Origin of the sequence: Psychrobacter luti (genome assembly GCF_014192115.1) — a bacterium.
Lineage (GTDB): Bacteria > Pseudomonadota > Gammaproteobacteria > Pseudomonadales > Moraxellaceae > Psychrobacter > Psychrobacter luti.
Map to the genome: position 1 here is coordinate 87776 of NZ_JACHXL010000004.1, position 20713 is coordinate 108488.

The 20713-nt window shown below is 43.7% G+C and carries 13 protein-coding genes and 1 pseudogene; 9 read left to right on the top strand and 5 right to left on the bottom strand.

Annotated features, from left to right (window positions below; translation table 11 throughout):
- Positions 1 to 17 precede the first annotated feature (17 nt).
- Positions 18 to 1190: a 50S ribosomal protein L3 N(5)-glutamine methyltransferase gene (gene prmB, locus FHS24_RS09460; RefSeq protein ID WP_183620908.1), complete on the bottom strand. Its 1173-nt coding sequence runs from the start codon at positions 1188 to 1190 to the stop codon at positions 18 to 20.
- Between the two features lie 389 nt (positions 1191 to 1579).
- Here prmB and FHS24_RS09465 point away from each other — a divergent pair, with 389 nt between their 5' ends.
- Positions 1580 to 3016 (top strand): L,D-transpeptidase family protein, encoded by a 1437-nt coding sequence (locus FHS24_RS09465; RefSeq protein WP_183620909.1) that lies wholly within the window; start codon positions 1580 to 1582, stop codon positions 3014 to 3016.
- 223 nt (positions 3017 to 3239) lie between these two features.
- Here the strand turns inward: FHS24_RS09465 and FHS24_RS09470 are convergent, their stop codons facing one another.
- A complete protein-coding gene (locus FHS24_RS09470) occupies positions 3240 to 3452 on the bottom strand; it encodes a hypothetical protein (protein WP_183620910.1) in 213 nt (70 codons plus the stop codon).
- A gap of 355 nt (positions 3453 to 3807) precedes the next feature.
- On the opposite strand from FHS24_RS09470, the gene FHS24_RS09475 reads away from it, so the two are divergent.
- The 5 genes and pseudogenes from FHS24_RS09475 (at position 3808) to FHS24_RS09495 (ending at position 11182) form a co-directional block, all read left to right on the top strand.
- Positions 3808 to 5466, top strand: a complete 1659-nt coding sequence (locus FHS24_RS09475; protein WP_227671781.1) for a DUF389 domain-containing protein — start codon at positions 3808 to 3810, stop codon at positions 5464 to 5466.
- Between the two features lie 277 nt (positions 5467 to 5743).
- Positions 5744 to 8416 (top strand): alanine--tRNA ligase, encoded by a 2673-nt coding sequence (alaS, locus tag FHS24_RS09480; protein WP_183620911.1) that lies wholly within the window; start codon positions 5744 to 5746, stop codon positions 8414 to 8416.
- Positions 8417 to 8787: 371 nt separating this feature from the next.
- A complete protein-coding gene (locus FHS24_RS09485; RefSeq protein ID WP_183620912.1) occupies positions 8788 to 10074 on the top strand; it encodes an aspartate kinase in 1287 nt (428 codons plus the stop codon).
- Positions 10075 to 10469: 395 nt separating this feature from the next.
- Positions 10470 to 10637: pseudogene (gene csrA / locus FHS24_RS09490) on the top strand (carbon storage regulator CsrA); the annotation flags it as partial.
- 170 nt (positions 10638 to 10807) lie between these two features.
- Positions 10808 to 11182, top strand: coding sequence for a HopJ type III effector protein (locus tag FHS24_RS09495; RefSeq protein WP_149489785.1), 375 nt, complete (start codon positions 10808 to 10810; stop codon positions 11180 to 11182).
- Positions 11183 to 11291: 109 nt separating this feature from the next.
- On the opposite strand, the gene FHS24_RS09500 is transcribed toward FHS24_RS09495, so the two are convergent.
- Both FHS24_RS09500 and FHS24_RS09505 read right to left on the bottom strand, forming a co-directional pair.
- On the bottom strand, positions 11292 to 11603 hold the full coding sequence (locus FHS24_RS09500) for a YeaC family protein (protein ID WP_183620913.1): 312 nt from the start codon (positions 11601 to 11603) through the stop codon (positions 11292 to 11294).
- 70 nt (positions 11604 to 11673) lie between these two features.
- Positions 11674 to 12675: an NAD(+) kinase gene (locus FHS24_RS09505; protein ID WP_183620914.1), complete on the bottom strand. Its 1002-nt coding sequence runs from the start codon at positions 12673 to 12675 to the stop codon at positions 11674 to 11676.
- Between the two features lie 310 nt (positions 12676 to 12985).
- On the opposite strand from FHS24_RS09505, the gene FHS24_RS09510 reads away from it, so the two are divergent.
- Positions 12986 to 13708 carry a Bax inhibitor-1/YccA family protein gene (locus FHS24_RS09510; RefSeq protein ID WP_183620915.1) on the top strand — a complete coding sequence of 241 codons (723 nt, stop codon included), beginning with the start codon at positions 12986 to 12988 and terminating at the stop codon, positions 13706 to 13708.
- A gap of 110 nt (positions 13709 to 13818) precedes the next feature.
- On the opposite strand, the gene FHS24_RS09515 is transcribed toward FHS24_RS09510, so the two are convergent.
- The gene (locus tag FHS24_RS09515) at positions 13819 to 16647 is read right to left on the bottom strand and encodes a heavy metal translocating P-type ATPase (protein ID WP_183620916.1); all 2829 of its coding nucleotides are present in this window, start codon (positions 16645 to 16647) and stop codon (positions 13819 to 13821) included.
- A 637-nt stretch (positions 16648 to 17284) separates the two neighbouring features.
- Between FHS24_RS09515 and mrcB the strand changes: the two genes are divergently transcribed.
- Both mrcB and FHS24_RS09525 read left to right on the top strand, forming a co-directional pair.
- Entirely contained in the window at positions 17285 to 19774 is a 2490-nt protein-coding gene (mrcB, locus tag FHS24_RS09520) for a penicillin-binding protein 1B (RefSeq protein ID WP_183620917.1), read from the top strand.
- Positions 19775 to 19804: 30 nt separating this feature from the next.
- Entirely contained in the window at positions 19805 to 20692 is an 888-nt protein-coding gene (locus tag FHS24_RS09525) for a tetratricopeptide repeat protein (protein WP_183620918.1), read from the top strand.
- Positions 20693 to 20713: the final 21 nt, after the last annotated feature.

The following is a 20713-nucleotide window of genomic DNA, read 5'->3' on the forward strand; positions in this document are numbered from 1 at the left end:
ATAGTGTTAATCTTGATTTATTGATTGCTATCCAATATTTGTACATAGTTGGCGAATAGTGCACGATAGCTCATCAGCTCATCATAAGTAATGGCAAAGATACCATGACCGCCATGAGCAAACCTTAGCCAATCAAACTGAATCTCAGGATAAGCCTGTTTTAATGCCCACTCACTATCGCCCACTTCACAAACCAGCAGACCTTCAGGACTTAGATAATCTGGCGCTTCAAAAAGAATCCGATGCACTAAGTCCAAACCATCTTGACCAGCAGCTAGCGCATGCTCAGGTTCATACAAAAACTCTGGCGGCAAATCTGCCATGATAGCGGCATCGACATACGGAGGATTGGTGACAATCAACTCGTATTGATGCTCAGCAGGAATCTTAGCAAATAAGTCAGATTCAATTACATTCACTTGATGACCTAGGTCATGATGATCGACGTTGACCATCGCGACTTCTAGTGCACCTTTATCAATATCTACAGCATCAACCAGTGCATCGACAAAACGAGTCGCCAGTGCAATTGCAATACAACCAGAACCGGTACATAAATCTAAAATCCGCTCGGGCTGTGATAGCTGTTTAATCTCTAAACCATGATCATAAAAAGCCGGCGCTTGATTATTGACACTTACGCCTATTGGTTTTGCCAGCTCGCTCACTTCAAAATACGGATGGAACTGCTGACGAATCAGCTCAGCGATTGGCGAGCGCGGAATCAAAACCCGTTCATCGACATAAAAAGGTAAATCACAGAAATAAGATAAATTAATCAAATAACTTAAAGGCTTACGCTCAGCGATACGCTCTTCTAACAAGCTTAGAACCAATTGCTTCTCTGAAGTGGTCAAACGACAATCCAAAATCTGCTCGTTGGCCGCCCAATCTAAAGATAATGAATGCAACACAATAGCAGAGGCTTCAGCGAACTCATCGGTGGTGCCTTGAGCGACTACCACATCATAGTTGCGTAATTGAGTCACTGAAAAACGAATAAAATCACGAATAGTAACCAGTTGCTCACGCGCCTCTTCAAGCTCTGCATGCAGGTTGGCAAACTCATCGTGCTCACCGAGCAGACCTGTCTCTAAATCGTATTCCAACTCATCATTTAAGCCTTGCGACTCATCATCAAAGTACTGATTTTGAAACTCTTCTGCGCTCATGGTTTGGTCTTCTGACATATCGCACCTTACTGATTTACATGCTCACTAACTACATGCGGATGGGTTAAATCGCTTTCAATTAGCAGCTGATTTATTAAATAAAAACTCGTCACCCATTATAGACGCAAACGCCATGATGCGCCAATAACTGTGTGTTTTACTGACTGAGTTTTTACGGCAAAAAATTTACCTATATACCTGCTTACCTACGAATATAATTAGATTAAGCAAGTTTAGGGGTTTAGAAAAACCAAATTAAGCATTGCGATAACATTTGAATATTGAGTAAAAAATTAGCCATTTTAGTAATAACTAACGGCAAGCCTATATGTAGCATGACTAAATTATTTCCCAACTGTAGTGAATACGTCAACAGTTGACGTTTAGCAAGCACTAAACGAAAAAAGATGTGTCAAAAGTTTGCGAAGCATCCAAATTATGCGCATAATAGCCCCATTAGTTATAACCATAAGTATCCCAATATGATGAAAATGAAACCTCTTATTACCGCTATCTCAATTGCTATCGTTAGTGCCAGTGTCAGCGCTGTTGCTGCACCTGCGGACACTACACGCACCTTACCGGTACGCAAAGCTGACTCAATGCCTAGTATCGCTAAGAAAGTGAGCTTGGATGTGCAAGAAAGCCGTAGCAGCTCAATTGATGCTCGTACTACTGTGCAGCCAACTGTCAATCAAGCGAATAAAGCCAAGCCAGTTGACCGTATGACTCAGCTGATTGACTCAAAGCAAGAAGCTGAAGCCAATTCAGCAGCTGTCAGCGCTGATAATATGACCGTAGAAGAGCTGTCTCTTAAAGATGTGCAATCTGATAGCACTGATGATATCAGTGAAGGTCAGGTCGTGGCTGCCCCAACTGCATCGACCGCTGATAGCGCAAATGACCCTGCTATTAAGAGCATCGAAGATATCGATGGTAAAAAGCATACCACACTGAATTTATCTAATTATGCCAAACAAGTAAACGGTGCCACATGGACACCGAATATGAAAGTCAACTCCGCAATGACCATCAAAATGCAGGCGCTATTGGATTGGAACCACGCTTCTCCTGGTGCTATCGATGGCGGTTGGGGCATGAACAGTAAAAAAGCCCTCATTAACTTCCAGACTATGAAAGGCTTGCCAGCAACGGGCAAAATGGATCAAAAAACATGGGATGCTTTAAATAAGAACATTCCAGCTAATAAGCCTGTGCTAGTAACTTATACCATCACTGAAGATGATGTGAATACTAACTTTGCTACCATGCCTGCAGACTCAGAAGCCAAGTCAAAAATGAAAGGCTTATACTATCAGGACATCAAAGAGATGTTTGGTGAGCGATTCCATATGGATGTGCGCTATTTAGATAAGCTGAATAAAAACAAGCAATATAAAGCGGGCGAAACCATCACTGTATTGAATACCCGCGCCCCGCTTAAACAGCGCATCAACCGTGTGGTTGCCAATAAAGCTGATAAGACGTTATATGCTTATAACGATGATAAATTGGTTGCCACTTACCCAACTACGATTGGTAGTGACGCCACACCATCACCGCAAGGTTCGTTTAAAATCATTAACAAGGTAAAAATGCCTTGGTATAAAGCAACCGTTGGTAAGGGCGCAGATAAAAAAATCCATATGCTACCACCAGGCCCAAATAGCCCTGTCGGTGTCGTATGGATGGGCTTATCTAAACCCTCATATGGTATTCATGGCTCACCAAAGCCTGAAGGTATTAGCCGTCAAGCCTCAGCAGGCTGTGTACGTCTGACTAACTGGGATGTGCTAGAGGTTTATGCCAATATCGAAAATGGCGCAACCGTTGAGCTAAAATAATTAGCAATTAATGCAATAGAATAAAAAAGACCTTGAACACGTATCAAGGTCTTTTTTGTTTAAATCAATGTAAATTCTTAATATAAATGATAAGCCCATAAAAAAACAGCCTCTTTATTAAGGGCTGTTTTCTACTTTATACACGATAAAACATACAGTCAAAAACTAAGCATCATTTATTCTTATTATTGATAGCTTTTTGAAATTGATAGCTTTTGAAAAATTACGCTTGATAGCCATCTTCTTTACCAGTAATGCTACCGACTTTTTTGGTAAAGATGAGTGCGGCAGGAATAGACACAAGGAAACCTGCTGCTACCGCCATTTGGATATGCGGAATTTGATTAAAACCCGTAACCAAAGCGCCGATCATGAATATACCGATGGTAACAGTTGCGGCTATCGAATAGATGACAGAGAAGAGTGGCCAGTTCATGATATATTCCTCATTTATTGTGTGGGTATAACTACTTTATACACTAAATCCACACAAAAAGTAAGTGTTTTCTTATAGACCCGCAGCCCATTTATAGCAAGTGATTCATATTAAAAGCCATATTATAATTATTGATTTGTACTAAGCATTTTTAATAAGGACGAAAGCACTATCATAGGCTGTTTTTATCTGCTCAACTTATCTAAATTTCTGATCTCTGAGGGGCAAAAAATTTATATACTATGATGCATTTATCATTACAATAGTGGGTTTCCTGTATTCTTATATGCACTCTGCCACTTGCATTTGCTAGTTTGCATTATTCCATCCTTACTCATTAGCTAAGCTTGCTTCTATGACCTCATCTAATACTGACACTACTAACGGCTCACTTCCTATCGATGAATCCCAAGACGATTTTGACCCTCAAATCGCCAATAACATTGATGATGACATTGCTGAACCAGAAGTAAAGATAAAGATGGAGACCGTGGCACCTGATGTGGTGGTTGCTTCGTTAGAAACCCCTGACACAGAATCTCAAGCCGTGAATGATCATACAGAGTCGGATTTTCTAAGCACTGAGGAAGATTTTTTTCAAGGCGACTCAGATGCAGAAGTGACTGTAGAAGCTGATAAAACGGATTCTAATCAACAGCAATCAAACGACACACAAGCTAATAATCTTAAGGATGAAGAAAGCTTAAACAACGAAAAACCAGACGAAAAAGAAGCTCTCAATCAGGAACAAGCTACTATTCCTGCCGCTAAGCCTCAAACAATGAACGATGAGAAAAACATCAACAAAAATGAGCCGCCAATTAATAAAGAGCAAAACAGTAAGCAAATCGCTGTTAATGTTTTAGAAGAAGATGACGTTAGCAATGAAGGCAATGAAGAAGAAGGCGAAGAGGTAAAAGAGAAAAAGGAAGCCAAACTTGAATCTTATAAGCAGTTTGTCGCCGAGCAATTTAGTAATAAAAAAGTAGACTATCCAGAAGTGCGCGTTAGGATTGAGGCCAATGCGCTGCCAAGTAAAATGTATTTCATCATGAATATCCTCTCGGCTATTATCGCAAGCTATGGACTCGTCACCAACTCAGCCGCCGTGGTCATTGGTGCGATGCTAGTCGCTATGATGCTGGGTCCTATCACTGGGGTGGCATTGGCGATTATCGACCATCGTATGCCGCTGTTACGTAAGTCACTTGTTACCGTGTTTCTTGGTATCTCTTTGGTGGTATTGGTGGGTTTTGTCGTTGGCTGGCTGCACAAAGACCAACCGCTAACGGCAGAGATATTGTCACGCACGCAGCCGACTTCGATGGATTTGATGATCGCCCTTGCTGGTGGTACGGCTGGTGCTTATGCCATGGTTTCACCGCATCTGTCGGTGGCAGTGGTTGGTGTCGCCGTCGCCACTGCATTAGTACCGCCCCTTGCTGCTAGTGGCATTTTATTTGCCAATGGTGAGCTTCAACTTGGGTTTGGCGCACTCTTGCTGGCTGTTACCAATATCATTGCCATTCAATTTACCAATGCGCTGGTATTATGGGTTTTGGGCTTTCGCCGTTTGGTTAAAGACGATTACAAATCCAACACCTATCTGACTTTTTTGCAGCGTAATGCGGTGACGTTGTTGTTATTGGGTGGTTTAGGAACCTATTTGACCATTAATCTACAAACCAATGCCAAACAGCAAGTGTTTGAAAGCAGCGTCAAAGAGACGATTAATAGCTACTTTAGTGATAAAGGCAATGTACTGACCAATACGCAGTTTGATAAAAGCGACACCAACCAAGTCGTGCGCGCGGTGATTCGCGGCGAGACAACGCCGAGCTCCTACGATGTCCGTCAAATCGAAGCGATTATCAGCCAAGATATTGCCGATAATTTTCCAAACTATCTACCGATTCGCTTGCAGCTGCGCTATATGCCTGTACAGGTGATTGAGTCGCATCCACTCATTCAAGATAAGCTCGATAAAACCGATGTCACTATTTTAACCAACTGATGTATTTAACTAGCTATTTATTTAACTGATTAATTTATCTTAGTCGTTTAATCCAGTAACGATAACCTTTGTATAAATTCTAAAATACTTATTTGAAATAAAGCGATTTAATAAGAGCAGATATTAAATGCAAGCACCTGCTTAACAATGGAACTTAAGCGGTACTTACCCGGTCTTTGCTTATGAATCTTCAACACCCGTGGCACGTTTGTGCTAAAATCGCTTGCAAAATTATTTTACTTATTCTACTCAATACATCCGTCAGTAAGGAGCCGCTGTGAGCCAGCCATTTCGCTCAGCCGATATTCGTCAAGCTTTTATCGATTTTTTCATAAGCAAACAGCATACCCCCGTTGCCTCATCGAGTTTGATTCCGCATAATGACCCGACATTGCTATTTACCAATGCCGGTATGAATCAATTTAAAGAAACGTTTTTGGGCATGGAGCCACGTGACTATACGCGTGCAGTAACCTCGCAAAAGTGTGTACGTGCTGGTGGTAAACACAACGATTTGGACAATGTCGGTTATACGGCGCGTCATCATACGTTTTTTGAAATGCTAGGTAATTTCTCTTTTGGTGATTACTTTAAGCAAGCAGGTATTGGCTATATCTGGGAGTTTCTGACCTCTGATGAATGGCTAGCGATTGATAAAGACCGCTTGTATGTGACCATTTATGAGACTGATGACGAAGCCTTTGATATTTGGCATAAAGACATTGGTATCCCTAGCGATCGTATTATCCGTATCGGTGATAATAAGGGCGCACCTTATGCCTCAGATAACTTTTGGACGATGGGCGATACCGGTCCTTGTGGTCCTTGTACCGAAGTATTTTATGACCATGGCGCTCATATCGAAGGTGGTCTGCCGGGTACGCCAGAAGAAGATGGCGACCGCTATATTGAGATTTGGAACTGTGTCTTTATGCAGTTTAACCGTCAAAAAGACGGTACTATGCTGCCGCTACCAGCCCCAAGTGTCGATACCGGCATGGGTCTTGAGCGTATCAGCGCCATTATGCAAGGCGTACATGGTAACTATGAGATAGATTTATTTGTCCATCTAATGGATGCGGCGGCTGAGATTTTAGGTATTGAAAATCAACAACAGTCGTCATTAAAAGTGATCGCCGACCATATCCGTGCGGTTGCATTTTTGATTGCTGATGGTGTTACTCCAAGTAATGAAGGTCGCGGTTATGTACTGCGCCGCGTTATTCGCCGTGCAGTACGTCATGGTAATAAACTTGGTGCAGATAGCGATTTCTTTTATAAAATGGTCGCGCCGCTTGTCGCTGAGATGGGCACTGCTTACCCTGAGCTAAAGGACAAACAAAGCGTCATCGAAAACGCCATTCAAAAAGAAGAAGCACAGTTCGCTAAAACTCTAGCGCAAGGTTTGCGTTTACTAGCTAGTGAACTTGAAGACTTGCAAGATGGCGACACCCTCTCTGGCGAAGCAGCATTTAAGCTTTATGATACTTACGGCTTCCCTGTTGACTTGACCGCTGATATCACCCGTGAGCGCGGTATTGTGATTGATGAAGCTGAGTTCGATGAGCATATGCAAGCACAGCGTGAACGTGCGCGTGATGCAGGCAAATTTGACGTCGATTATAGTAGTGTTATTCAAGTAGAAAATCCAACTACCTTTATCGGTTATGAGCAGCTTGAAGAAGATGGCGTGATTATTCATGCCCTTTATCAAGACGGCAATCCAATCGAGAGCTTAGCTGAGGGTATGGAAGGTGTAGTTGTGCTAGACCGTACGCCATTTTATGCGGAAGGCGGTGGTCAAGTTGGTGAGTTAGGTGAAATCCGCACTACGACCGGTGTTTTTGAAGTGCAAGACACCAAAAAATCTGGTCAAGCTATTATCCATTATGGCGTGGTCACCATGGGCGAGATTAACGCTCAGCAAACAGCAGATGCGCAAGTATTATCGAGCATCCGTGCTGCCAGTGCCAAAAATCACTCTGCCACGCATCTCTTACATGCTGCATTAAGAGAAGTATTGGGTGATGAGGTTACGCAAAAAGGCTCGCTAGTATCAAGCGACGTTTTGCGTTTTGACTTCTCCTATGACAAACCGGTTAGTGCCGCTGAAATTATGCGTATCGAGCGCTTGGTCAATGAGCAAATCCAAGCCAATACGCCTGCCCGTATCCAAAACATGTCTATCGACGAAGCTATGAAACAAGGTGCGATGGCATTGTTCGGTGAAAAATATGGTAATGACGTTCGTGTCCTTACCATGGGTACCGACAGTATCGTTGATGGTCAGCGTAAGCCTTTCTCTATTGAGCTATGCGGCGGTTTACACGTGCAGCGTACTGGTGATATTGGTGTGTTGAAAATCACCAGCGAATCAGGTATTGCTGCGGGTATTCGCCGCATTGAAGCCGTTACTGGCATGAATGCGATTAAAAACATGCAGCAAAGTGAGCAACAGCTCAGCGAGCTTGCCAGCCAGCTAAAAGTCAAACGTCCAGAGGTTGCACAGCGCGTGCGTACCATGGCGGATAAGCAGCGTGATTTAGAGAAGCAGCTAGAACGTTTAGAGCAAAAAATTGCCAGCGCCCAAGCCGCTAACTTGCTGGATGAGGTGCAAACCATCGCCGGTACGCCAGTACTTATCAGCACATTAAGCGGTATCGATGGCAAATCTATCCGTACGTTGATGGACGATATCAAATCAAAACTGCCTGATAGCATTATTGTATTGATTGGTGATAAAGATGAGCAGTTAGCACTAGCTGCCAGTGTGGCAAAGTCTGTGACTGCGAAAGTAAAAGCTGGTGATATCATTCGTCATTTAGCAGGTGAGCTTGGTGGTAAAGGTGGCGGTAAACCTGACTATGCTCAAGGCGGCGCACCAAAAGCTGCCAATACTAGCGCGGTTATCAATGCCCTACCTGCTTGGATTGCAGACCAGCTTGGCTAATACCTTAAGCTGAATAACATTGTAATAAATCAGAGATAAGATACGCGATTGGTTATAAGTGTTATAACCAATCGCCATGCATCTAATGTCTTCTAGCCCTTAAAGTTCCGGCTCGAATATGATATAAAGGTCAACGCTCAATAAAACCTGCCTGTTTGATAAAAACATGAGGCTAAGAGCAATTTAGGCATATAAAGTCTATCAGCATAAGAAGATAGTAAACCATTAAAAAGTAAAACAAAGGGCGCAGTTTTCATAATCCGGCTTTATCGTTATTAAAATGAATCTAGCACTGTCGTTGCAAACAGCGCCATGATGGATTGATGTCGATAAGTAACAGATGGCCATTGGTGAATAATAGGTAGATTTTTATGGCGTTAATAGTACAAAAATACGGCGGCACCTCGATGGGCAGTATCGACCGCATCAAAAATGTCGCCAAACGAGTCAAGCGCTGGCATGATAACGGTCATCAAGTGATTGTCGTGGTGTCTGCCATGAGCGGCGAAACCAACCGTCTTATCGACTTGGCTCGCCAAATCAGCAGCCAGCCTGACCCACGTGAATACGACCAAATGGTCTCAACCGGCGAGCAGGTCTCTATCTCTTTACTTGCCATGGCGATTAAAGAGCTGGGTATTGGCGCACGCTCGTTTACTGGTCGACAAGTCGCGATTAAAACCGATAACGCCCATAATAAAGCGCGTATCGAGAGCATCGATGACAAAAACATCCGTGAGCAACTAGATGCCGGTAACGTCGTTATCGTCGCAGGCTTCCAAGGTATCGATGAAGAAGGCAATGCAACCACATTAGGTCGCGGCGGTTCTGATACTACTGGTGTAGCGATTGCTGCAGCATTGGGCGCTGATGAATGCCAAATCTATACCGATGTCGATGGCGTTTATACCACTGACCCACGTGTTACCTCAAAAGCCAAAAAACTTGAAAAAATCACTTTTGAAGAAATGCTTGAGATGGCAAGTCTTGGTTCTAAGATTTTACAGATTCGCTCAGTAGAGTTCGCTGGCAAATATGGCGTGCCACTACGCGTATTATCTAGCTTTGATGAAAACAACGATGGTAGCTTCGACCAAGATTTTCAAGACAATGTCGGCACCCTAATTACGATAGACGAAGGAGACAACATGGAACAGGCAATCATCTCAGGTATCGCTTTTAATCGCGATGAAGCAAAAATCGTCGTACGCGGCGTGCCTGATCACCCTGGTATCGCCTCTGCTATCTTAAGCCCTATCGGTCGCGCCAATATCGAAATCGATATGATCGTACAAAACCTATCGACTAATGGCACTACAGACTTCACCTTTACCGTCAACCGTACTGACATGGATAAAACCATGAAAGTGCTAGAAAACGAAGTCAAAGATGAGATTGGTGCCAAAGAGATATTGGCCAATGATGAAGTGGTCAAAGTGTCATTAGTTGGTGTTGGCATGCGTTCGCACGCTGGTGTTGCAAGCCTTATGTTCCAAACCTTAGCCGAAAATAACATCAATATTCAAATGATATCGACCAGTGAAATCAAGGTATCTGTTCTTATCCAAGAACAGTATCTAGAAAAAGCGGTCAAATCATTGCACACTGCTTTTGGGCTTGACCGTGAAGACGGTGACAGCAAAATTGCTGGTTTATAATATTTAATGGCTAGCGTTTATACATTATGAGCACTAGCACTTTAATAAAAACCAAAGCTGGTTTCATACATATTAAGCAAATAGCGATTGAGTACTTTTAGCAAATTATTCATTAAATAGAGTCTTATGAGGCTCTATTTTCTTTTATTACTATTGCTAAGGTAAGTATATACCTAATAGTTTTGTGAAAACCCGTGACAGTATCTGTTATGCCCCCTATAATGGGGCTTTCATTTGGGCTAAATGAATCTACCTATCATTACCGCTATTGGCACCACCTTAGGCATTGTTTTTATGATAAATACCTTGTCTATTTAGTGCTGCGGTGATGTCCTGTAATTGAGACGCAATCTGATGAGTAATAATCTGTTGATGCGACATAAGGAGTGTGACGCATGTTAATTTTGACACGCCGCGTGGGCGAAACGCTAATGATCGGCGACGAGGTCAGTGTGACTGTCCTAGGTGTCAAAGGCAATCAAGTACGTATCGGTGTGAATGCACCTAAAGATATTGCCGTACACCGTGAAGAGATTTATCAGCGTATCCAGCATGAGCGTACGGTACAGTCGCAAATGCAACATCTTGAACAAGGTAGCTTTGCGCCTTCATTCGATGATGAAGACTATTTCAATCGCTAAATGGTTCGCTTACTATCTAACTATCAATAATTATTGGGCATAAATTAAGCACCCTATTTTTGCTTTCTAATCTGCTCTGAGGTCATGTATTTATGAGTATCCGCCAATCAGATGTATCGGCTCTACTTAATGGTTTGAATAAAAAAGCCATTGGATTCAATGATGTCATCAGCTTTATTGATGATTTTTATCGCTATGCGCCCGCGCCTTTTGTGAATGGCATGCAGCATAACGCGGCTGGCGAAAACGAAGGCAGCGCCAAGATTTTTGGCTTTGCCAAGCACCATGGTTTAAATCAATTAGACACGCTAAAGCTGTTCGGTGAGCATTATGCCAAGGTTCAAGCGACCCCTAAGGGTACAGACCATGCCAATATTCGCAACTTTTTACATTGGGGCTGGCAAGGGTTTTTGATGGAAAAAAATCCATTAACGCCGCGTCCAAGTGTTGATACCAGCGCGCTATAGTGATGTAGCTATGTAGTAATGCAATATTGATACATAAAAAAGCCACGCTATGATGATAGCGTGGCTTTTTTATGTGCATGAATTTTTATTATAAAATTTATCCATCAACCTATTTATCGCGGAATTTAACTGGCTGCACTGCACCTTTAGGATTGGGCATATTGGGATAATGATGCTCGTGTTCGACATCACATTCAGCGCCCACAATAGAGCCATCTTCTTTTACAGGTTTATGGATATAACCGGTACGCTCGGCTGGCGGAAGATGCTCATGCTCCCAAACCATCACTGCTTGCATACAAGTTTCGCGCTGCTCAGGTGTAAGTTTACGACCATCGGGCCATTTACCTATCTCAATCGCTAGACGGAATTGATCGACCACTTCTGGCGTGACACTTGCTAATATCGTTTGTTTGTCCATCGTACCTACTCTCCACTACTATATTTTATATAAAAGACCTTATCGAACAAGATTTTTATAATCGATGCGCTTATTCTTCTATAATATCATCATCAACATCCATACTGAATTCTTCGGCATGGACGTTCCAGTGCAACTTGGTACGGCACGCTTCATAGAAATCAAACCCAGGTGGATGTAACAAGGTAAGCTTATCAGGATGCTTGCGAATATACAGACGCTGCTCTTGGTCGAGTGGTATGCTGGGCTTGCCATCGGCACTGACCATCGGCTGAGTCCGATTGTCTTCATGAATACGAATACAAATTTCACTCGTCCCACTCACCACAATCGGGCGACTAGACAAGGTGTGTGGGTGCATCGGCACCAAACAAATCGCATCCATACTCGGATGAATGATAGGTCCACCGCCAGAGAGTGCATAAGCCGTTGAACCCGTTGGCGTTGCAACAATAAGACCATCACTATGCTGACGATAAACATCATGGCCATCAATTTTCATCTGAAAATCGATCATGTGTACAGATTTACCCGCATGCAGTACCACATCATTGAGCGCCATGTCTTCATGAATAATCTTGCGACCTTCACGAATCTCCATGGTGAGCAAAAATCTATGATCTAATTGATAATCACCCATCAATACTTGGCGTAATTTAAAAGCGGCTTCATCAGGCTTCACATCGGCTAAAAAACCAAGGCGACCACGGTTAACCCCTAATACAGGGACACGGTAGCGTGCCAGTGCTTCAGCAGCATGTAATATCGAGCCATCACCACCGACGACAATGACCAAGTCACAAATCTCGCCAATTAAACTACGCTTGACGATTTTGACGCGCTCAATCTCGGTAAGGTTTAACGTTGGTAAATTGGCCGTTTGTACATCCATAATCAATGTTAAATTCATATCATTGATGGTTTGGGCAATCTGTCCTAAACTTTGGGTAACGCTACGTTTTCCCGCGCGGCCCATCAGACCGATACGCCTGAAAGCAGGATTTTTGATAGCGTGGAACAGCTCTGACTCATGTAAATGCGGCAATCGGGCGGACTGCGCTGAGTTTTCCATAAAACGACTCGGCTTAACGGTAAAGTACAGGGCAATGATAGCGAGAAAACAGCGCTTAGACTAGCATGTTTATCAATTATCGTTGTTAACTGTCGTAATCGCCCCCATATATCTTCTATCATATGCCACTTTTAGGCGTACTTTTTTAGCTACTCACTATCGCAACCTATTTCTACATACATTGGCGAATCACCGGCTCCATAGTCGCTGAGAGCCTTGTATGCTGTCACGCAAACACAGTTGACAATAATAGCGGTTTTGCTAAAGTAGCTAACATCTAAATTATTTATATTTTATTAAGGACATTTTTATGGCCAATCCTATTGTCAGTCGCGCAGAGCTTGCTATTGGCGGCGCGCCAATGACGGTCAAGGGCGTGATTCAAAAAACCAGTCTATTGCTTGGGCTATCGGCCATTACTGGTGTTGGATTTTTCTTTTATGCGTTAATGGCAGGCCTCTCACAAGGTTTTATCACCATGGCAGCTTTTGGTAGTATGTTTGCCGCTTTTGGTCTTGCGATTTTTATCACTTTTAAACCACAAAAAGCCAAGACTTTTGCGGTGCCTTATGCTTTATTAGAAGGTATCTTTTTAGGCGGTATCTCGCTGTTCTTTATGCGCATGTACCCAAGCGTGCCAGTCACTGCGATGTGTGCGACCTTCGTCACAGCAGCCGTGATGTTAGGTCTATATCGCTCAGGTTTGGTTAAAGTGACTGAAAAATTCCGCTCCATCGTCACCTCAGCATTGATTGCTATTATGCTGGTTTATGTGGCGCAGTGGGTACTGTCTTTAGCATTCGGCTCGAGCCTACCTTTCTTGTTTGAAGGTGGTGCTATCGCTATCGGTTTTAGTTTATTCGTGATTATTATCGCCTCTTTTACCCTGTTGTTAGACTTTGATAATATCGATCGCGGTGTGGCGATGGGCGTATCTGAAGACTATGAATGGTTGTTTAGTATCGGTATCCTTGCAACACTGGTATGGATGTATATCGAATTTATGCGTCTGCTAAGCTACCTACAAGACTAATCTAAACACTATTTAGTAGTCATTTAAATTAAAAAACCGTCTTTTATAAAGGCGGTTTTTTTATGGGTAAGTTTTAAAGGTTTATTTAAATGGTTTTAAGCTGGTTTACATTAAGCACGCTTTAGACGCAGCGCATTTAATACCACAAACAATGAGCTTAATGACATGCCAATGGCAGCAAGCCAAGGTGGTACATAACCCAAAGCCGCCGGTATCAAGACACTACTGTTATAAATAAGCGCCCAGCGCAAGTTTTGCTTAATAATACGTTTGGTCTTATCAGCGATACGTTTCGCCGCAGTGATGGCTTCAATTTGACCGTTCAATATGATACTGTCACTCGATACTTGCGCTAAGTCTGCCGCGCCTGCAATCGAGGTTGAAACATCGGCTGCTGCCAATACTGGCGCATCATTAATACCATCGCCGACCATTAACACGACTGCGCCTTTTGCTTGCAGCGCTTGAATATGGTTGACTTTATCAGTTGGTGATAAACCGTTATGGGCAGCTTTCATGCCTAAGTCCTCAGCCATTACCAAGGCTTGCGGGCTTGGGTCGCCAGTGAGCATTACAGGCTCAATACCGAGCTCTTTAAGAGTCTTAAGCATAGACGGGGCACTATCACGCACCTTATCGTTAAAGTAAAAACATGCCAGCACTTTCCATGCATTTGACTGACTATTTTGACAAGACAATACTACTGCCGAGCTGGCACGATGAGCAACCAAATCAATGGTTAAATTATTATTGGCGTTTGCATCGTTATTTGTTTTATCCAAGGCAAAGTCTACGTGACCAATGCGATATAACACCCCATCAATCATCGCTTCAACTCCGCCTGCCGGATAATGCTGCAGTGCTTGCGTGGCTGGCAGGTGCAATTGATAAGCAGCAGTAAGCAGAGCGTGAGCAATCGGATGGCGACTACCTACTTCGAGCGCGGCTGCAATGGCTAATATCTTGTCTTTTTTATCACTAGTATCGTTTATGCCTGTTACCACATCATTGGCAGTTATTAACTCGATATTTAATAAATTGGGCTTACCATAAGTCAGCGTGCCGGTCTTATCAAACGCCACATGGGTAATCTCAGCAAGGGTTTGCAGCGTATGTCCACGCGTGGTTAAAAATCCATAACTTGCTAGTCGATTGGTCGATACAGTAAGCGCAATTGGTGTCGCTAAAGACAGCGCACAAGGACAAGTCGCGACCAATACCGCCACCGTTGCCCAAATCGCTTGGCTTGGATCGACGATATACCAACCGATAAATACTAAAGCAGACAATACTAAAATCCGCGCCACAAACCAACGTGCCAGCTTATCTGCTTGCTGGGCAATTTTCGGCTTTTCACTCATGGCCCGGTTCATCAGCCTATCAATCAACCCGATTTGGCTGTCTTCTGGTAAAGCTGTGACCAACATCTCAAACGGTTGGCTGTCGTTTTGTGCGCCGCCAACGATATAATCGCCTTGGGTTTTGATGATTAAATCGCCCTCGCCTGTCAGTAGGCTTTGAGAAACCGTGGCGGTTGGGCTGAGCAAGACACCATCACTAATAATCTCAGAACCGGCCTCTACCATAATGATGTCACCCACTTGCAAACTGTGCGCGGTTACCATCTGTTTGTCTTTTTGCTTATTGTTTGGCGTATGTTCGGTTTTTGAGAGATTGGCGGGCGTATGAGTTGACTGCTGCCAGTCTTGAGCGATACGCAAGGTCAACTGCTGGATATTGGCATCCATACTTTGCATAAAGTTGGGCATCGATTTTGCGACAGCGCTTGTGTCATTAGTCGCTAAATCGTTATTTGGGTTAGCAACTTGTTCAGTGTCATTATCATCAGGGGTTTCATTAAGCGCATTATGCTCTAGAAGCTGCAAGATACTCGCAGCTGCGTTTTTATCTTCAGCAATTTTTTCTACCAAGACAGGCTCGACTACCACCAAATCATTGGCCATGGTGGCTGCTTTTAAGCGCGCATTATGCTCAATATAGCGCCCGGCCAATAAGAAGAAAATAAACATACTGACCGAATCATAGTATGTCTCTCCTTGCCCAGTAATAGTGGCGTAGAGACTGGCAAAGAACGTCACCACTAAGGCAATACTAACGGGCACATCCATATTAACTTGACGGGCACGAATCGCTGACCAAGCTGAAGTAAAAAACGGCACGCCCGCATAAAAGAATACCGGAGTACTCACAAACAACGATACCCAACGTAGAAAGTCACGTTGGAAGATCAGCATGTCGCTATATTCACCAAAATACATCGCGACCGCATACATCATCGCTTGCATCGAGCCGAGCGCAGCGATACCTAGACGCAACAGCATCTGACTGTTATGACGTGCCAGCATGGCTTCGTGCGTATCTTGCCGATAAGGCTTGGCTTCGTAGCCGATTTCGTTGATAACCGCAAGAATACGACTAATCGGTAGCTTATCTTCGTTCCAAATCACCCGCATACGCTGATTGGTTAAATTCACCTGACATTGACTGATGCCATCTAACTCATGTAAGCGCGACTCAATCAGCCAAGTACAAGCAGCACAGCGCAGATTATTGACCGACAGTTCGGCTACCGACATGCCATCTTGTGCATAGACAAACTGTGCCTTTATCTCGTCGTGATCATAAGCTTCGAGGCGAGTCAGCTGGGTGGGCAAACTTGCCGTACGGTTAATCTCTGAGCGGTCAAGGTAATATTGTTCAAGTCCCGCTTCGACAATACTTTGCGCGGCCAACTGGCAGCCCATACAGCACATCTCACGTGACTGACCTAATATTTCAGCATGAAACGGCGGCTGCGGCACAGGATCACCGCAATGAAAACAGTGACCAGCAAGCGGCAGCACCAAACCCTCAGTAATCGAGCGATCTTGATAATGACGGTTGCTGCTTGATGGCATTGATGAAGGAACACTGGACATAATCGCGCTTATTTCCTTTCGACAAGTTTACTTACAGCCGACTGGCCTTTAGTAAACTTGTCATGATTAACTAGAATCAATCCCTATGTAAAAAAGCTGCTTAGCATGAACTTTATTTCAAATAGCTAGATTAAATAATACTGCTTCTTAACATTGTGTTTTGATACAGCTGCTTTACATAGATATTGGCATGACTGGCATAAATAAAATCTCGAACAAAAACGATAACGACTCTTCGGCAGCATTAATAGCATTAATAAAAAGCATCATAAAACAAATAGTGGGAAAAGCATGATGCCACTGCTTTAAACGATATAAGTAACATAAATGGTAAATTGCTGGCTTAGTTAGTACTGGTAATAAGATTTATATGGCATCAATAAGCTCTATTAAAAGAGTCTAAAGCTTGCGTAAAAACCTATTAATATACAATTAAGTATTAAGATAACTATTATACTATAAGCAGGTGCGCTAAGCAGCATAACCCTTCATTGCCGCATCTCAATGTATCAAAACCACGTATAATGAATATCTAATGAACGCCCAATGAATGCGCGCGTTAACGATGATAGATTGAAAAAATTGTCAATTTGCGTCATTATGAGGCAGTTTTTTATCCCAGAATGGTGTGTCATCAGTGCAAAAATCTAATTCTAAGCAACCACAGTCCTCTAAGCCTGCTATCAATACGCTACCTTCACAGCAGCGCGGCATGGTGTTTAGTAGTATTTTATTAATTGTGATTATCGCCGGAATGGTGCTATTAGCGCTGTATTTGGTCAAACTTGATCGCACCATTACTCACAAGTTTGAGGGTAAACGCTGGGATATTCCCGCTAAAGTTTATTCGCAGCCGCTAGAGCTATATCAAGGCGCTAACGTCGATACAGACACGATGAAAAAGTGGCTTGAGCTGCTCAATTATCAAAGCAGTAAGTCTTATGATCGTACAGGTACGTATCATAAATCTGGCAATACCTACTTTATCCATACACGCGGCTTTACTTATAGTGCCAATGACGTTGATAAAGAGCAAGTCATCAAAATGACCATTGCTGGCAATAAGATTGAATCGGTACAAAGTACCCAGCCGGCCAAAACTGGCATTATTCGTCTAGAGCCGGTCAATATCGGCGGGATTTATCCAGACAGCAACGAAGACCGTATGGTGGTGTCGCTAGACCAAGTACCGCAACCGCTGATTGACGCTCTAATCGCTACAGAAGACCGTGGATTTTATGAGCATAAAGGCGTATCAATACGTGGTATCGCCCGCGCCGTATTAAACAACTTTACCGGTGGTTCTCGGCAAGGCGGCTCGACCATCACCCAGCAGTTAATTAAAAACTTTTATCTAAATTCCGACCGTACCATGAAACGCAAAGCCAATGAAGCTTTGATGGCGGTACTACTTGAGCTGCATTATAGTAAAGATGAGATTCTACAAACGTATTTAAACGAGATTTACTTGGGTCAAAACGGCAACCGCTCTATCAATGGTTTTGGCCTTGCCTCGCAATTTTACTTTGATAAACCACTCAAAGAGCTGCGTTTAGACCAACAAGCACTGCTGGTCGGTATGGCAAAAGGACCGAGCGTTTATAATCCGCGTCGCCATCCAAACGATTCAAAAGCGCGTCGTAATACAGTACTAAGCAATATGTTGGCGGTCGGCTCGCTCAGTCAAGAAGATTACGATAAAGCCATCGAGCAACCACTTGGTGTCGTTGATAAACCCGTTGAAGGCAAAAGCCAGTTCCCTGATTTTCTAGATATTGTTAAGCGTGAATTAAATAAAGTTTATTACTCAGATGATCTGAAAAACGAAGGTCTGATTATCATCAGTACCTTAGATCCTATTGCCCAGTTAGCAGCCGATAAAGCGGTTGAAAGAAAACTTGGTGAGCTGCGCCGTCGAGGTAGTAAGACCAAGGATTTACAAGGCGCTTTAGTCAGTGCAAACCCTGAAACAGGCGAGCTGGTGGCAGTAGTCGGTAGTGGCAGTGAATTTACGGGCTTCAACCGTGCTGTCGACGCCAAACGCCAAGTTGGTTCATTATTAAAGCCGATTATCTATATGACGGCGCTTGAAAGCGGGCGCTATAATTTGGCAAGTTCGATTGATGATTCACCGATTACAGTCAATCTCAGCGATGGTAATGAGTGGAATCCTAGAAACTACGACAACCGTGATCATGGTTACGTGCCATTTACTACCGCTTTGTCGCAATCTTATAATCATAGTGCGGTACGTTTAGGCATGGAATTTGGCGTTCCTACTTTTGCCAAGCAATTGCAGCGTATGGGTATTAAAGAGAAAATTCCGCCTTATCCTTCGGCTTTATTAGGCTCGGTCAATCTTAGCCCGATGGATATGCTTGGGGTCTACCAAGTATTTGCTACCGGCGGTTTCCGCACACCTATCCATAGTATTCGTAGCGTGATTGATGATCGTGGGCGTATCTTGCAGCGTACAGGTCTAAATACCCAGCGTAGTATCCCGCCTGAGACCAATTTTCTGATTAACTATGCGCTACAAGACGTGGTCAAAAACGGCACGGCTAAACGCGTGCAATCCCTTGGCAGCAACTTGAACCTTGCTGGTAAAACTGGTACCACCAATGATTACCGTGATGCTTGGTTTGCCGGCTACAGTGGCAACTATGTTAGTGTGGTTTGGGTCGGTCGTGATGACAATAAACCTATTGGTTTGAGCGGCGGTAGTGGCGCTTTACCAGTCTGGGTCGATTATATGAATCGCCTAAAACTGACACCGGTGGCCCTGCCAGAACCTGAAGGTATTGAATGGTTGTGGCTTGAGAACAACTCAGGCAAGCTGTCTAATGAACGCTGTGCCGATGCACGCTACTTACCCGTTATGTCAGCGCATCTACCAGAAGAGGCCAGCAGTTGTGCGCTAAGCTTATATCAGCAAGATCGTGCCCGCGAGCAGACACAGTGGCAAAATCAGCAAGGCTCTATCAATCAGCAGCGTCGCCGTGAAGGCTTAGACATACCTAATGGCGAAGCTGTTGATGCGGGTAACGATGAGAACAATGCTGAGCAAGAAGGCGAGGCAAGCAATCGTACCGATACTTGGTATGATCGTGCCGTTGAATGGTTCTAGAGTTTTTAAAACTTAAAAAAGGGTTTTAACATGGCATTATTTATACAGCAAACTGTCGCCGCTAAGCAGACTATCACTGCCCAAGCTACCACACAGACGAAACGTATCAATAGTATCTTTACGGTCAGCGCATTTATCGGTATGTTGAGTTTAAGTGCCTGCCAGACGGCGCCAACGATGATAAAAACCTCTCCTGTGCAAACATTACCATCAACAACCACACAACCAATAAATAAGCAAAATACGGCGAAGCAACCAACAGTAGCGACTCAAGCACCTATTGTTAAAGAAAGCGCCAACAATGCAACCAGCCCTTATGAAAGCAATGACTATAAAGATGAGGGTTATAAATACCCTATCGAGCCTTATACGCCGCCTGAACAATCTACAGCGACAAACCCATTAACCGAAGCAACCCCGGTTTACATACCGTCTGCGCAAAGTCCGATAATCACTCAGCCTGATAGCTATGACGCCATAATCCTCACGCCTTCTCGTGAAGATTACATGATATCTGAGCCATCGATACCTTCTCATAATGAGCTATTGGAGCGGGCGCGGCAGAACTCACAGCAGCGCAGTCAACAAAGCACAGCGAATAACAGTAACTTGCCAGCCTTTCGTAACCTTATGCAAGTAGGTACAGGGCAATTAAAAGCGGGTAATTTAAATGGTGCTGAAAGCAGCTTTACGCGCGCGCAGCGACTTGCACCCAAGTCATCAGCCGTCTATTTTTATTTGGGACAAGTAGCCCTTAAGAAAAACCAACCACGTAAAGCTGAAGCAATGGCTCGCCGTGGTCTGACGGTCTCTCAAGACAGTAGTCGCCGCCGCGCGCTGTGGCAGATTATTTTGCAATCAGGACAAGCTCAAGGCAACGCCCGTGTAATAAAAGAAGCCAAACAAGCACTGCGCTAATAACACACGCCCTCGTATTTA

Coding starts and splice junctions, on each gene's coding strand:
- prmB (WP_183620908.1), bottom strand. CDS start 1,190: ATGTCAGAAGACCAAACCATGAGCGCAGAAGAGTTTCAAAATCAGTAC.
- FHS24_RS09465 (WP_183620909.1), top strand. CDS start 1,580: ATGTGTCAAAAGTTTGCGAAGCATCCAAATTATGCGCATAATAGCCCC.
- FHS24_RS09470 (WP_183620910.1), bottom strand. CDS start 3,452: ATGAACTGGCCACTCTTCTCTGTCATCTATTCGATAGCCGCAACTGTT.
- FHS24_RS09475 (WP_227671781.1), top strand. CDS start 3,808: ATGACCTCATCTAATACTGACACTACTAACGGCTCACTTCCTATCGAT.
- FHS24_RS09485 (WP_183620912.1), top strand. CDS start 8,788: ATGGCGTTAATAGTACAAAAATACGGCGGCACCTCGATGGGCAGTATC.
- FHS24_RS09495 (WP_149489785.1), top strand. CDS start 10,808: ATGAGTATCCGCCAATCAGATGTATCGGCTCTACTTAATGGTTTGAAT.
- FHS24_RS09500 (WP_183620913.1), bottom strand. CDS start 11,603: ATGGACAAACAAACGATATTAGCAAGTGTCACGCCAGAAGTGGTCGAT.
- FHS24_RS09505 (WP_183620914.1), bottom strand. CDS start 12,675: ATGGAAAACTCAGCGCAGTCCGCCCGATTGCCGCATTTACATGAGTCA.
- FHS24_RS09510 (WP_183620915.1), top strand. CDS start 12,986: ATGGCCAATCCTATTGTCAGTCGCGCAGAGCTTGCTATTGGCGGCGCG.
- FHS24_RS09515 (WP_183620916.1), bottom strand. CDS start 16,647: ATGTCCAGTGTTCCTTCATCAATGCCATCAAGCAGCAACCGTCATTAT.
- FHS24_RS09525 (WP_183620918.1), top strand. CDS start 19,805: ATGGCATTATTTATACAGCAAACTGTCGCCGCTAAGCAGACTATCACT.